The following is a 14432-nucleotide window of genomic DNA, read 5'->3' on the forward strand; positions in this document are numbered from 1 at the left end:
GGACAGGGTCCTCTCCAGCCTAGGCCGCGCGCGCCGTGCGTCCGCTGGGCTACTTGAACGTCTTCAGGTTCTTCTCGATCGCGTCGATGACCCCGAGGGCGTCGGAGTACGAACCGGGCAGGAAGTCGGGGGTTCCGACCGCGTGACCTCCGGCGACGGCCGGGAGGTCCTGGTAGCTCTGCAGCGCGAACAGCTTGTCGATGTTGTTGGCGGGGGTGCCGTCGTTGTTGGTGTAGTAGATCAGCGCGTCCGCGTCGCTGAGCAGGCCGGTCTTCTCGTACGACACCGACTGGTTGTCGCCGGCCTTGGTCCCTGCCGTGGCGGAGGCGAACTGCGCGCCGAGCTGCTTCAGGATGGCGCCCACCGGTGACGTGTCGCTGTAGATCCAGTAGTTGCCGGCGTCGAAGCCGCCCTGGATGACATCCCACTTCACGGTCGCGAGCTGACCCGCGTAGGCGGACGAGACGGAGGCCACCCGGTCGTCGTACGTCTTCTTGAGGGCCTCGTACCGGGACCGGGTGTTGGCGAAGTCGGCCGTGTACTTGGGGTAGTCCTGCCAGGTGGAGTCGTCGTCGAACGGCGCGAACGCCGTCGGGGCGATGGCGGAGAGCTTCGCGTACGCGTCCTTGAGGTACGGCACGTCGACGCCCACGATCAGGTCGGGCTTGAGGGCGGCGATCTTCTCGAAGTCGATCGTGCCCGCGTCGGTGACCTTCTCGGTCTTCTTCCAGTCGGCGAGGTAGCGCGCCGGGACGTACTGCTCGCCGCCGTTGTCGACGCCGACCGGGGCGACGTCGAAGTCGAGGAGCGATTCCGTGGTCCAGGCGTGCACCGAGACGATGCGCTTGGGGTGGGACGGGACCGTCACGGTCCCCTCGGGCGTGGACACGCTGCGGGTGTCCGTGCCGCCGGAGCCGCTGCCGGAGTCGCCGGTGGCGGGCGCGCTGCAGGCGGCCAGGGCGAGCGCGAGGGCGGCGCCCGTCAGGGCGAGCGCCGCGCGGCGGAGGCGTGGACGACGGGAGGCGAGGTGGGTCATGTGTCCTTCGTTCGATCGGTGGTGCGGGCGGGGGTGGGGGAAAGAGAGCTGGGCGGCGGCGTCGGCGGCGCGACGGCGAACACGCTGCCGGGCGCGCCGAGCGGCACGACCAGCGGGGTGCCCGAGATCGGATCGGGCAGCACGTGCGCCGGCAGTCCGAAGACCTCGTGGACGAGTTCGGCGGTCACGACGTCGGCCGGAACGCCCTCGGCGACGATGCGGCCCTCGTTCATCGCGATGATGTGCGTGGCATACCGACTCGCCTGATTGAGGTCGTGCAGCACCGCGACGAGGGTGCGGCCCTCCCGGTTGAGGGTGCGGAAGAGCTCGAGCAGCTCGAACTGGTGGGCGATGTCGAGGAACGTCGTCGGCTCGTCCAGCAGCAGGATGCCGGTCTCCTGCGCGAGGGCGAGGGCCACCCAGACCCGCTGGCGCTGCCCGCCGGAGAGCTCGTCGACCCGGCGGCCGGAGAGCTCCGCGATCCCGGTCGCCGCCAGCGCGGCGGCGACGGCGGCCTCGTCTGCCCGGCTCCAGGTCCGGAAGGCGCTCTGGTGGGGATGCCTCCCGCGTGCGACGAGGTCGGCCACGGTGATGCCGTCGGGCGCGAGGGAGGTCTGCGGCAGCAGTCCGAGGCGGCGCGCGACCTCTTTGGTCCGGAGGCCGTGGATGTCGCGGCCGTCGAGCAGCACCTGCCCGGTCGACGGCTTCAGCAGGCGGGCGAGACCGCGCAGCAGGGTCGACTTGCCGCAGGCGTTCGGCCCGACGATGACCGTGAACGAGCCGTCCGGGATCTCGACGTCGAGCCGGTCCGAGATCGTTCGGCCGTCGTAGCCCAGTGTCGCGCCGCTCACGGCCAGGGGCGGCGTCGGCCCCGCGGTCGGCGGCACGGGGGCGGTGGAGGCGGTCGTGGTCATCGGCGTCGCCCTTCTGCGATCAGGAGCCAGACGAAGTAGCCGCCGCCCAGCACGACGGTGACGAGCCCGACCGGGACGGCGCTGGGCAGCGCGTGCTGCGCGATCCAGTCCGCAGCGAGCAGAAGGACGGCGCCGGTCGCCGCCGAGACACCCAGAGTGACGCCGGCCGTGCCGGCGAGGCGGCGCGCGATCTGCGGTGCGCTGAGCGCGATGAACGCGATCGGTCCGGCGAGGGAGGTGACGGTCGCACTGAGCGCGACGCCGACGATCGTCGCCGCCAGGCGCGTGCGCTCCACCGGGACGCCCAGCTGGGCCCCCGCGTCGTCGCCGAGCTCCAGGATCCCGAGCCCGCGGGCGAGCGCCGCAGCGCACGGGAACAGCACCAGGAAGACGCCGCCGGCGAGCAGCAGCTGCGTGTAGCTCGCGCTGTCGAGCGAGCCGGCGCCCCAGAACGCCGCCCCGATGGCCGACATCGTGTCGGTGTGCAGCAGCATCCACGTGTTGACGCTGGTCAGCATGGCCGTCACGCCGATGCCGACCACGATCAGCCGGAACCCCTGCATCCCGCGGCGGTAGGCCAGCGCATAGACGACGCCCGCGGTCGCGAGGCCCCCCGCGATCGCTCCCCCGGTGACGGCGAGCGAGGACCCGGCGTGGAACCCGAGGAGGACGATCAGCGCGCCGGTGTACGCGCCGGTGTCGAAGCCGATGATGTCCGGGCTGCCGAGCGGGTTGCGGGTGAGCGACTGGAAGATCGAGCCGGCCGCGCCGAGCGCCAGGCCGAACAGGCCGGCCAGGAGCACGCGGGGCAGCCGCCACTCGACCACGATCGTGTGCACGATCCCCGTCTCGCGCCCGCTCAGCGCACCGACGACCTGGTCGAGGCCGAGCGCGTACGAGCCGGTCGCGAGAGAGACGAGCCCGATGGCGACCGCGACGGCGGTCAGGACGAGGACGGTCACGACCGTGCGCCGCGGCAGCCGGAACGACGTCCGGCGCCGTCGGACCACGACCTGCGCGCCGCCGAAGTCCACCGTCGCTCCGCCGGTCGCCCGCGTTCCGCTCACAGGGCGACCGTCCGGGAGCGGCGCACGAGCGCGATCAGCACCGGGGCTCCGACGAACGCCGTGACCAGCCCGACCGGGAGTTCGGCCGGGCTCATCACGACCCGCCCGAGGATGTCGGCGCCGAGGAGCAGGACCGGCCCGAGCACGACGGAATAGGCGAGGATCCAGCGCTGGTCGGGGCCGACGATCGCGCGGGCGACGTGCGGGATCATCAGGCCGACGAACGCGATCGGCCCGACCGCGGCGGTCGCCGCTCCGGCCAGCAGGGTGACGGCCACGACCGCGAGGGTCCGCGTGGCCGCCGCACGGCTGCCGAGCGAGGCGGCCAGTTCGTCGCCGAGAGCGAGGGCGTTGAGGCCACGGGTCGCGACCGCCGCGACGACCAGGCCCAGCACGATCACCGGCGCGACGACCGCGGCGGCCTGAACCGGCTGTGCCACGAGGCTGCCGGCGGACCAGCCGAGCATGCGCTGGAACGCCGTGGGGTTCGCGAGCTGGATGGCGGAGGTGATGCCGCCCAGCACGGCGGCGACGCCGATCCCGGCGAGAGTCATCCGCAGCGCGGTCGCCCCCTCCCGCGCGCTCATCCCGATCAGGGAGACGACGACGGTGGCGAGCACGGCCCCGAGCAGGGCGAGCCACAGGTACTGGCCGATGTCGCGCATCCCGAGCACCGCGACGCCGACGGTGACGGCCAGGGCGGCGCCCGCGTTCACGCCGAGGATGCCGGGGTCGGCGAGCGGATTGCGGGTGAACGCCTGGATGATGCCGCCTGCGACGCCGAGCGCGGCGCCGGCGAGCACGCCGAGCAGGGTCCGTGGCACCCGAAGGCCAGTGATCACCAGATCGTCGTCCGAGCGCCCCGGGTTCAGCAGCGCCGGGATCACGTGGTCGAGCGGGATGGCCTTGGCGCCGATCGCGATACTCGCCCCCAGCAGCAGCACCAGGAGCGCGACGGCGACGAGGAGCCAGCCGAGCCGCCACGGGAGCGGCCGCACCCTGCGATCGAGCTGCGCCGCCGGAGAGGCGAGTGGGGCGCGAAGGGACACGGAGGACTTTCTGAGGGGCGACGGTGGGGGTCGGTCCGAGACTTAGGTAAGGCTAACCAAACTGAACCAGAGGTCAGCGTATGTCACCGGCCATAGTGCGCGCTATCGGGGATCGGACATCTCGTGTCGCGCAGCCGCCACGTTTCCAGAGCGTGGCGAAGGCGCCGCCGGCGGCGATCAGGTCGGCGGGCGCGCCGGACTCGACGATCGCGCCGCCCTCCAGGACGATCACGAGGTCGGCCTCCACGGCCTGCTCGAGCCGGTGCGCGACGACGATCGCAGTCCTCCCGGCGATCGCGGCGCGGGCGGCGTCGTCGAGGATGCGCGCCACGTCGCTGCCGGACTCCGCGGTCGCTTCGTCGAGCACGACCACCGCCGGGTCGACGAGCAGGAGGCGGGCGAGCGCCAGGTGCTGCGCCTGCTGCGGTGTGAGCGGATGCCCTCCGGCGCCGACGCGCGTCGCCACGCCCTCCGGAAGGCCGTCGATCCAGCCGCGCGCGCCGACGGCGGCGAGAGCGGCGTCGACGGACTCCGCGGCCGCGGCGGCACTCTCCGGCAGTCCTCCCTGGGGGGCCGCGCCGAGCAGCAGGTTGTCGACGACGGTGCCGGCGAAGACATGCGTCTCCTGCGAGACCAAGGCCACGGCCTCCGCGCGGCGTGCAGGATCGACGGTGTCGATCGGGATGCCGCCGACCCGCACCTGCCCGCGGTCGACCGCGCGGACGCCGGCGATCACCGCGGCGAGGGTGCTCTTGCCGCTCCCGGTCGTGCCGACCACCGCGACGTGGCTCCCGGAGGGGATCACGAGCTCCACGTCGGTGAGCAGCGGGACTCCGTCGTAGCCGAACCGCACCCCCTCCAGCACGACTCCTCCCCGGTCCGCCGGCGCGGACCTCCCGCGCGGCACCCGGGACCCCGCCTCCACCACGCCGACCAGCCGGGCGAGACTCGCGGACGCGCGCTGGAGGTCGTCCGCCGTTCCGAGGGCGGCGTTGATCGGGTCGAACAGCCCGGCGAAGAAGAGCGCGGCCGCGGTCGCCTGCCCGATGTCCGCCCCGGTCGAGCGGACGAGGACGAACGCGACGACCAGGATCGCGCCCAACCCCAGGAACTCGGCCAGGTTCAGCCGCCCATAGAACCGGGTCATCGTGCGGGCGGCCTCGAGCTCCACGTCGACCACCGCCGCCGAGGCCTCGCGTGCCCGCTCGCACCGGTCGCCGGCGAGCCCGAAGGCGCGCACGGTGGGCAGCGCCGCGAACGTCTCCAGCAGGGTCGACGCCCGACGCCCGGTGGCACGCCTGCCCTCCGCATAGAGTCGCTCCGAGCGCCCCAAATACCACAGCACCGTGACGACCTGCACCGGCACGGCGACCAGCGCGGCGAGGGCGAAGCGGAGGTCGAGCCCCGCCAGCCCGACCAGCGTCACGGCGATCGTCACGGTGGCCGTGAGCAGGCGGGCCAGTGCCCCCTGCGCGACCTCGGCGACCTGCTCGACGTCGTCGGTGACCCGCGAGACGAGGTCGCCCGAGCCTGCTTCGACGGCGGCGAGCGGCAGGGCCACGGCGGCGTCCACCACGTCTTCGCGGAGCCGGCCCAGCGGCGGGAGGACGGCGCGCGCCAGCAGCACTCCGGACGCCCACGCGGCGAGGCCGCCGAGGAGGGCGCAGGCCGCGAGCAGCGCCAGCGGGCCGACGAGGGCGACCGGTTCGGCGCCATCCGTGAGCAGCTGCGCCACCCAGCCGATGCCGCCGGGGATGCCGAGGCCGGCTCCCCCGCCGACCACCAGGGCGGCGGCGGTAGCCATCACGGTCATCCGGGAACCAGCGAGCGCACGCGCAGCGAAGCGCCGGACCTCGCGCGGCGCGGCGACCGGCAGGAGAGTCGTCGCGCTCATACGCGCGCCTCGGCCTGCGGCGCGTCCATCAGAGTGAGCACCCGGTCGGCGCGCGCCAGCCACGCACCGGACGACGTGACCACGACGGTCGTGCGTCCGCTTCGGAGCGCACGCACGCGTGCGGCGATCACGTCCTCGGTCGCGGCGTCGATCGCCGTCGTCGGGTCGTTCAGCACCAGCACCGGCGCATCGGCCGCCAGCGCGCGGGCGAGCGCCACCCTCTGCCGCTGCCCACCGGAGAGCCGGAGACCAGCCTCGCCCACCTCGTCGGCGACGATCTCGTCCGCGAACGCGGCATGCAGCGCCGGATCGACCGCCGTGGGCACGGCGACCGCGGCGACGTTGTCCCGGGGTGACCCCGCGAACAGGGCGGCCTCGTGCGGAACGACCAGAACCCGGCCTCCGGTCTCGCCGGACGCGGCCCGCAGGGCGCTGAGGAAGCGCGAGGCCACCGCCGGCGATGGGGCGATGACCCCCAGGAACGTGCCCGCCGGGACCGTGATGCCGCCGTCCGGCGTGATGCCGCCGTCCGGCAGGGGCAGATCCAGGTCCGGAACGGAATCGCCGACAGCACACGTCTCGGAACGCGGGTGCGCGTCCCGGCCGTCGCGTTGTGCGTCCCTGCCGTCGCCGAGCACGCCCAGGATGCGCTCGGCCGACGCCCGGGCGCGAGCGGCGGCAGCCGGCACCCCGGCGAGTGTCTGCAATGGACCGGCCAGGAACTGCGCCAGTCCGAGCGAGGCGATCAGGCCGCCGAGGGACAGCGCCCCGGTCAGGGCGAGCGCACCTCCCACGCCCACGACGACGAGCAGGTACGCGCCGGCGGTCGCCACCGTGACGCCGTCACGGAGGGCGTGCGCCCTGGCCGCGCCGGTCGCCGCCGCCGTCGCGCGCCGGCCGGCGGCCGCATAGCGTCGCGCGGCCGGCGACTCGGCTGCCAGGCCCTTCACCACGCGCAGTCCCCGGACCAGGTCCTCGGCCAGGACGGCCGCCCGGCCGGCCTCCCGCTGCTCGTCGCCGCTGCGCCGCTCCACCCCGCGTGCGACGGCGGCGTTGACCAGGAGCACCGCGACGGTGCCAGCGACGATCACCACGCCGAGCAGCGGCGACGAGACCAGGAGCACCGTGGCCGCCGCGACCAGGGCGACCACGCCCGCGAGGGCCGATGCCACGACGCCCACGAGACCTCCCACGCGATCCGCGTCGCTCGATGCGCGGGTCAGCAGCTCCCCCGGCGCCTCGTCCGCCGCGAGCCCGGGCGTCGTGCGGGTCGGTCCACGGTCGGCGGCCGGTGCGGCGAGCACGCTCTCGACCACCCGCAGCCGGAGGTCGTGCCCGACGTGCTGCTTCGCGCGGGCGGCGGCGCGTGCACCGAAGCGATAGGACAACGACAGCAGCACGAAGACGGCAGCCAGGACGACGAGCCAGAGCACCAGCTCCCACGGCGTCCCCCCGTCGATCGCGCCGCCCACCGTCGCGCCGATCACGACCGGGACGAGGGCCTCACCCACCTGGTGACCGCTGGAGAGCGTGCAGGCCAGGATCAGGTCCCGGCGCCGGGAACCGATGGCTCGCCGGAGCAGTGCGCCGGGAGTGGAGGGCCGAGGGCGCCGGCTGCTCGATCGGGTGAGACGGGACACATCTCGACCGTAGGGCGCGGACCGCCTGGCGGCTGAGCGCTATGCTGACAACCCATAGCGCGCACCCGCCAATCACCATCCCGCACCCGCACCCGGAGGAGTCCTGCGTGAGCACCGACGTCATCGAGCTGTCCCGGTTCGCCCTCGACCGCGGCGAAGGCTTCGAGCCGCACCGGCACGATGACCACCAGCTGATCTGGGCGTCGTCCGGCGTGCTGACCGTGGAGGTGGAGGGGCGGTACTGGGTACTGCCGACCACCCTCGGCCTGTGGATGCCGGCCGGCGTGGTCCACGCCCCGCTCGCGGTGCGCGAATCCGTGATGGAGGGGATCTATTTCGATCCCGCGCGGACCCCGGTGGAGTGGGCCGCGCCGACGGTCGTGCGGATGAGCCCGCTGAGCCGGCACCTGGTCGCCTACCTGCGCGACGAGCTCGGCGCTGAGGAACGCCGACGCGCGGAGCGGGTGCTCGTCGACACGTTGCGACCGGTGGGCAAACGGGCGATCGCCGTCCCCCTGCCGAACGATCCACGGGCCCGGGATGTCGCCCGGCTCCTGCTGGCCGACCCGGCCGACCGACGCAGCCTGGACGAGTTCGGCCGCGAGGTCGGCGCGAGCGCGCGCACGCTCCTCCGCCTCTTCCAGGCCGAGACCGGGATGAGCTTCGGCACCTGGCGCACCCACGCCAAGCTGCAGGCGTCGGTCGCGCTGCTGGCGGAGGGCGAGACGGTCTCCCGTGTCGCATACCGGGTGGGGTACAGCACGCCCAGCGCGTTCATCTCCGCCTTTCACCGAGTCGCGGGCCGCACGCCCGGCGCGTACTTCTCGGCGGGGGTCGACGCGACGGAGGCCGATCCGACCGGCACCGATCCGGCCGGCACGTTTGGCACCGATCCGACCGACACCGGCACGTCCGGTACCGACACGACGGACCTCGTCGAGGGCGGGGCCGCTCAGTAGGCTGGCCCGATGAAGGAACCCGCTGCGCGCACCCCGATCGACCCCGGCACCGGGCGCCGGCGGCGGGGTCGCCCGCCGGAGCTCGACCGCGACGCGATCGCGCAGGCGGCTCTCGCGGAGCTGACCGACTTCTCGCTCGCCAAGGTCGCCCGGCGCCTCGGGACCACGCCCGGCGCGCTCTACCACTACGTCTCCGGGCGTACCGAGCTCATCCGGCTCGCCGCGCAGGCCGCTCTGGAGGGGGTCGAGCTGCCGCCGCCACCGACCGCGCCCGTGGGAGGCGAGCCTTCCTGGCGGGTCTATCTGCGGGCGGTGTCCCGCACCCTGCTGGACGCGCTGCTCGCCCACCCGGGGCTTGCGCTCGCCCTGACCGAGCTGACCTCTCCCCCGCCGCGCTACGACCTCCTCCTGGAGCAGGCGCAGGCCGTGCTCGCCGCCGAAGGCCTGGGCGACAGCACGGCTGCGGTGGCCGTCAAGCTGCTGGCGACGGTGGCCATGGAGGAGTCGATGGCGGCCGTCCGGCGGGAGGAGGGCGACCCGGACCAGTGGGACCGCTGGTTCGACGAGCGCTGCGAGCTGGTGCTCGACGGCGTCGAACTCCGCCGCAGGGATGTCTTGCAAGGTTAGCCTTACCTTATCTATTGTTGACGGGTGATCAATAAAACAACCCGTCTCCGTCGTCGACCACGCTTCTCCTCGTTCGTGGTCACCGCTCTCGCCGTGACCGCGTCCGCGTCCCTCGCCCTGACCGGCTGCGCCGCCTCGGCGGCCGATGCGGACGCCGAGAGCACGGTGACCCGCACGGTGCAGGACGCCTACGGCACCGTCACCGTCCCGGTCACCCCGAAGCGCATCGTCGCCCTCGACGAGTACGCCGCCGTCGAGCTGCTGGCGCTCGGCGTGACGCCGGTCACGGTCTACGGGACGCTCGACTCGAAGGTCTCCGCAGCGGTGCTGGAAGCGGCCGGGGTGCCGGTGAAGGCCGATACGGCCTTCCTCAACGCCCCGGACTACGAGGCGCTCGCGGCGGACCGTCCCGATGTGCTGGTCCTCAGCGATGCCGGTCCGCTGCCCGCGAAGCGCGCGAAGCTCGGCGAGGTGGCGCCCGTCGTCGGCCTCTCCTTCGCCGACGGCTGGAAGAAGGCGCTCACGCAAGCCGGTGACGCCTTCGGCGCGTCCGAGCGTGCCGCAGGGATCGAACGCGCGCTCTCCGCACAGCTCGGCATCACGAAAGCCGCCATCCCGGCCGGGTCGACGCTGAGCATCGTGTACGGCTACAGCGGCGCCCTGTACATCCCGGAGACCACGACGGTGATGTCGACGCTCGCCGCCGAGGTGGGCCTGGGGAGGCCGGCCGCCGAGACCGCCGACACGACCACGTCGGCGGAGGGGCAGATCACCTTCTCCCCCGAGACGCTCGCCGAGCACCAGGCGACCGCCACCGCCGTCCTCGCCGGCGGATACTACACCGCCGATCTGGTGCGTCAGCAGCCGCTGTTCCCCGCGCTGGAACGGGCCGAGCCCCGCGGCGTCCACTACGTGGACGGCGACACCTGGTACGCCAACAACGTCTTCGCGGTCAGCTGGATCCTCGACGACCTGACCGCCGTCTACTCCGGCTCGGGGAGCGTCGGCGCCGTATCCGACGCCTCCGCCCGCTGGAGCGCGTTCCTCGCGGCCGTGGGCGCGCGATGACGACCGCTCCGCTGAAGGAACTCCTTGCACCGGTGCGCGGTGCGACGTGGCTGGCGATGGCGGTGCAGGCCGTCGGTTCGGCCGCCGAGATCGTCCCCTTCATCGCCATCGGCGAGCTGGCGCGCACCATCCTCGCCTCCGGCGGCGCCGACACCGCGCGGTTGACGGCGATCGTATTGGTGCTCCTCGCCGCACTCGTGCTGCGCGCCGCCTGTGCATCCGCGGCGATCATGATCACGCACTACGCCGACGTGCGGTTGCAGGCCCACCTCCGGCGCGGCATCGTCGAGCGCCTCGGCCGGGTGCGCCTCGGCTGGTTCACCGATCGCTCCTCCGCCGAGGTGGCCAAGGCGGCGCAGAACGACATCCACGCGATGCACTACCTCGTCGCCCATCAGAAGGTCGAGACGACCGCGGGCATCGTCGTGCCGGTGGTGGCGTTCGGCTACCTGCTCTGGCTGAGCTGGCCAGCCGCCCTGCTCGCGCTCGTCCCCGTCGTGCTCTACGTGCTGGCCTTTCGTGCGATGACCCGCGACATGGGCGAGAAGCTCGCGGAGCAGGATGCCGCGATCGCCACCCTCAACGGTGCAGCAGTCGAGTTCGTCCGCGGCATCGCCGTCGTCAAGGCCTTCGGACGGGACGGGCGCTCGTTCGACGCCTACGAGACGGCGGCGCGGGACTACTCGCGCTTCTTCGCCGCCTGGGTCGGGCCGCTGCTGCGCCTCGAGTCGCTCTCGAAGATCGCGCTCTCCGCACCGTTCGTCCTCACCATCACGCTCGGCGGCGGCCTCGCCCTGGTCGCACTCGGAGCCGAGGACGCCGTCGCCGTGCTGGTGTCGACCATGATCGCGCTCGTCATCCCGGCCGCCGTGATGCCGCTCGTGCAGGGAATGCAGGGGCGGCAGCAGGCGCAGGCGGCGGCCGAGCGGATCGCCGCGCTGCTGGCGACCGAGCCGCTCGACGAGACCCCGCACCCCGAGACGCCGACCGGCTCCCGGGTCGTGCTCGACGACGTGGTCTTCGGCTACGAGGCCGGCGTTCCCGCCCTCGACGGGGTCTCGCTGACGCTCGAGCCGGGCACCGTCACCGCTCTGGTCGGGCCGTCCGGCTCGGGCAAGTCGACGCTCGCCAGCCTCCTGCTGCGGTTCGACGATCCCTGGACCGGCACGATCACCGTCGGCGGGGTCGACCTGCGGCGGATGGCGTCCGCCGAGCTCTACCGGAACGTGGGGTTCGTGCTGCAGGACGTCGCCCTCCTGCACGGCACCGTCGCCGACAACATCGCCCTCGGCGACCCGGACGCCACGCGCGAGCGCATCGAGCGCGCCGCCCGGGCGGCCGCCGTTCACGACCGCATCGTGAGGCTTCCGCGCGGCTACGACTCCGTGATCGGCGAGGACGCCCTGCTGTCCGGCGGCGAGGCCCAGCGGGTGTCCATCGCCCGAGCGATCCTGCACGACGCACCCGTGGTCGTCCTGGACGAGGCGACGGCGCACGCGGATCCCGAGTCGGAGTCCGAGGTGCAGCGTTCCCTCACGGCGCTGGCCGCGGGCCGCACCGTGCTGGTCATCGCGCATCGGCTCGACAGCGTGCGCGATGCCGACCGGATCGTGGTGCTCGATCGCGGCCGTATCGCCGAGAGCGGGACGCACGACGCCCTGTTCGCAGCCGATGGTCTGTACCGCAGGCTCTGGGAGGCCGCGCATGCCGACCGCCCCGCTGAGCCCGATCGCCCTGGCCGCCCCGTCCCCGACTCCCTCACCGTCTCCGCTCCGAAGGGGCCTTCCGCATGATCCGTTCTCTTCTCGCCGTGTTCGGCCCGGAGCACCGCCGACCCGTGTTCGTCTACCTCGCCTGGCTGGCCGGTTACGCCGTCCTGGAGGGCGTCGCCGTCTCGGCTCTGGTCCCGATCGTCGTGGCGCTGCTGGAGGGCCGTCCCGCCGACGCCGGGCTCTGGCTGATCGTCCTGGCGGTCGCGGCCGCGCTCGCCGCGTTCGTCTACTACCGGCAGGCCATGCACGGCTTCCGGGTCGCGATCGACGTGCTCGACACCCTGCACGAACGGATCGGCGCGCACGTCGCGCGCATCCCGCTCGGCTGGTTCAGTGACGAGAGCGTCGGTCGCCTCTCCCGCATCGCCACCCAGGGGGTCGGCTCGATCGTGATGAGCCTGGCCCACCTGCTGGAACCGCTGGTGATCGGCACCGTGACGCCCGCGACGATCGCGATCGTCGTGCTCGCCGTGGACTGGCGGCTCGGCCTCGTCGCGGTCGTGGCCGCCCCGCTGATCCTGCTCTGCTTCCGCGCCTCCGCCCGCCTGCTCGGCCGTTCGGACGAGCTCGCCGACGAGGCCGCCGTGACCGCCGGCAACCGCGTGCTCGAATTCGCCCGGCATCAGCCCGTGCTGCGCGCCTTCGGCCGCACGGCGGGCGGCTACGCCCCGCTCGAGCAGGCGGTCGAGGCCCAGCGCCGCGTCGGGCGCACCCAGCTGAACTGGACCGTGCGCGGGATGCTCCTCTCCGGGGCGACCATCCAGCTCACCTTCTCGGCCATGGTCGGCGTGGTCGTGCTGCTCGCCGGCGCCCCGGCCGGGCAGTCGATCGCCCTCGTCGCGCTCCTCGCGCTTCTCGCCCGGTTCATCGGTCCCCTCGCCATGGTCAGCGAGCTCGCGGGCGGCCTGCGGATGGCCCGCAACGACCTCGAACGGGTGCGCGCCGTGCTCGACGTCCCGCCCCTCCGGGAACCGAGCCTGCCCGCCGTCCTCGCCCCGGAGCGTCGCGGGGAGATCGTCTTCGACGGTGTCGGCTTCGCGTACAGCGACGACAGCCCGCGTGTGCTGGACGGTGTGTCGTTCCGGGTGCGCCCCGGCAGTGTCACCGCGCTCGTCGGGCGCTCCGGCTCCGGCAAGACCACCGTCACGCGGCTCGCCGCCCGCTTCCACGACGCCACCAGCGGGACGGTGCGGATCGGCGGCACCGACGTGCGCGAGCAGACGACGGCGCAGCTGATGGAGCAACTGGCGCTCGTCTTCCAGGACGTCTACCTCTTCGACGACACGATCGCGGCCAACGTGCGCCTCGGCCGCCCGTCGGCGACGGAGTCGGAGCTGCGCCGCGTCGCCGAACTGGCCGGTCTCGACGAGATCGTCGACCGGCTGCCCTCGGGCTGGGCGACGCGTGTCGGCGAGGGAGGCGCGGCACTCTCGGGCGGGGAACGTCAGCGCGTCTCGATCGCCCGCGCCCTTCTCAAGCGGGCGCCGATCGTCCTGCTCGACGAGGCGACCGCGGCGCTCGACGCCGGAAACGAGGCGCTGGTCCGCCGCTCCCTCCAGGAGCTCGCCCGGCACGGCACCGTGCTCGTCATCGCCCACACGCCGGCGATGATCGCCGCCGCCCACCGCGTGCTCGTCCTCGACGGCGGACGCATCGTCGGCGACGGCACGCACCCCGACCTCCTCGCCGCAGACCCCGACTACGCCGCCCTCTGGGCCGACCGTGCCGAGGCCGCCTCCTGGAAGCTGGTGGAGCAAGGCGAGAGGGCGTCCAGTGCCGAGTGAGAAATGAACCGCTTCTGACTCGCCGCCGTTTGGAATCACGATGACTGTCGACGCCGATCAGAGCGACCAGCACATCCCTGGAGCTCCTCGCGGGTAGATAGTTCGCAGTCGCCGCGGCCGCAGCGCGGAGAATGAAGTTTCCGTGTGACGGGAAATAGCGGACATTCAACTCAGGCTCGGGTCGGGCCGACGGTGACTAGTGCCATTCGAACGGTCCGCGCCGAGGGTCCAAATCCGGCCGGGTCAGCGACAGATCCCGTCGAAAGAACATGTCGCTCCACACCAGAGTTGATTCCCACGGGGAGATCGAATCCAGACTCTCCGTCAAGTACTCGACGACAAGTCCGAGGACCGCGTCGGCATCGGTGGATCGATCGAACTGAGGGTATGTGCGCGCGTCAGAAAGCAGGCTCGGTGTGTCCCGGTACAGCTGATCAAGGTTCAGGCGAACCTCGACGAGTTGAGGACGGAGCGTCGGCGGCGTACGGCTCTCCAACGGGTGACAGATGGCGATTCCGTTGATGATCTCCGTCACGAAGGGCTCTGCGTTCAAGCAATCAAGCACGCGGCTTTCGAACTCAACGCGCGTCCAGGGGAGAGTTTCATTCATCTTCGGATCCTT

12 protein-coding genes are annotated in these 14432 nt (G+C 72.9%); 5 read left to right on the top strand and 7 right to left on the bottom strand.

The window, feature by feature from the left end; all coding sequences use genetic code 11:
* Nucleotides 1-49 precede the first annotated feature (49 nt).
* The 6 genes from U870_RS0107525 to U870_RS0107550 all read right to left on the bottom strand — a co-directional run bounded on the left by U870_RS0107525 (nt 50) and on the right by U870_RS0107550 (nt 7600).
* Nucleotides 50-1036 (bottom strand): ABC transporter substrate-binding protein, encoded by a 987-nt coding sequence (locus U870_RS0107525; protein WP_025156793.1) that lies wholly within the window; start codon nt 1034-1036, stop codon nt 50-52.
* Nucleotides 1033-1950, bottom strand: coding sequence for an ABC transporter ATP-binding protein (locus U870_RS0107530; RefSeq protein ID WP_025156794.1), 918 nt, complete (start codon nt 1948-1950; stop codon nt 1033-1035). The genes U870_RS0107525 and U870_RS0107530 overlap by 4 nt, the downstream gene beginning before the upstream one ends.
* On the bottom strand, nt 1947-3017 hold the full coding sequence (locus U870_RS0107535; protein WP_029947337.1) for a FecCD family ABC transporter permease: 1071 nt from the start codon (nt 3015-3017) through the stop codon (nt 1947-1949). Before U870_RS0107535 ends, U870_RS0107530 begins: the two co-directional genes overlap by 4 nt.
* Nucleotides 3014-4066 carry a FecCD family ABC transporter permease gene (locus U870_RS0107540; protein ID WP_029947338.1) on the bottom strand — a complete coding sequence of 351 codons (1053 nt, stop codon included), beginning with the start codon at nt 4064-4066 and terminating at the stop codon, nt 3014-3016. Before U870_RS0107540 ends, U870_RS0107535 begins: the two co-directional genes overlap by 4 nt.
* Nucleotides 4067-4139: 73 nt before the next feature.
* A complete protein-coding gene (locus tag U870_RS0107545) occupies nt 4140-5960 on the bottom strand; it encodes an ABC transporter ATP-binding protein (RefSeq protein WP_025156797.1) in 1821 nt (606 codons plus the stop codon).
* Nucleotides 5957-7600 carry an ABC transporter transmembrane domain-containing protein gene (locus tag U870_RS0107550; RefSeq protein ID WP_081815207.1) on the bottom strand — a complete coding sequence of 548 codons (1644 nt, stop codon included), beginning with the start codon at nt 7598-7600 and terminating at the stop codon, nt 5957-5959. Before U870_RS0107550 ends, U870_RS0107545 begins: the two co-directional genes overlap by 4 nt.
* Nucleotides 7601-7707: 107 nt before the next feature.
* Between U870_RS0107550 and U870_RS0107555 the strand changes: the two genes are divergently transcribed.
* The 5 genes from U870_RS0107555 to U870_RS0107575 are packed head-to-tail and all read left to right on the top strand — an operon-like array spanning nt 7708 to nt 13810.
* On the top strand, nt 7708-8559 hold the full coding sequence (locus U870_RS0107555; protein WP_025156799.1) for a helix-turn-helix domain-containing protein: 852 nt from the start codon (nt 7708-7710) through the stop codon (nt 8557-8559).
* 9 nt (nt 8560-8568) lie between these two features.
* The gene (locus tag U870_RS0107560; protein WP_025156800.1) at nt 8569-9186 is read left to right on the top strand and encodes a TetR/AcrR family transcriptional regulator; all 618 of its coding nucleotides are present in this window, start codon (nt 8569-8571) and stop codon (nt 9184-9186) included.
* A 24-nt stretch (nt 9187-9210) separates the two neighbouring features.
* Complete coding sequence (locus U870_RS0107565) at nt 9211-10254, top strand: ABC transporter substrate-binding protein (RefSeq protein WP_081815208.1); 1044 nt, start codon at nt 9211-9213, stop codon at nt 10252-10254.
* Nucleotides 10251-12047, top strand: coding sequence for an ABC transporter ATP-binding protein (locus tag U870_RS0107570; RefSeq protein WP_025156802.1), 1797 nt, complete (start codon nt 10251-10253; stop codon nt 12045-12047). The genes U870_RS0107565 and U870_RS0107570 overlap by 4 nt, the downstream gene beginning before the upstream one ends.
* On the top strand, nt 12044-13810 hold the full coding sequence (locus tag U870_RS0107575; RefSeq protein ID WP_025156803.1) for an ABC transporter ATP-binding protein: 1767 nt from the start codon (nt 12044-12046) through the stop codon (nt 13808-13810). Before U870_RS0107570 ends, U870_RS0107575 begins: the two co-directional genes overlap by 4 nt.
* Nucleotides 13811-14006: 196 nt before the next feature.
* Here U870_RS0107575 and U870_RS0107580 read toward each other — a convergent pair whose 3' ends face one another.
* On the bottom strand, nt 14007-14420 hold the full coding sequence (locus tag U870_RS0107580; protein ID WP_025156804.1) for a hypothetical protein: 414 nt from the start codon (nt 14418-14420) through the stop codon (nt 14007-14009).
* Between the last annotated feature and the right edge of the window lie 12 nt (nt 14421-14432).

It is taken from the genome of Leifsonia aquatica H1aii (genome assembly GCF_000633535.1).
GTDB classification, from domain to species: domain Bacteria; phylum Actinomycetota; class Actinomycetes; order Actinomycetales; family Microbacteriaceae; genus Leifsonia; species Leifsonia aquatica_A.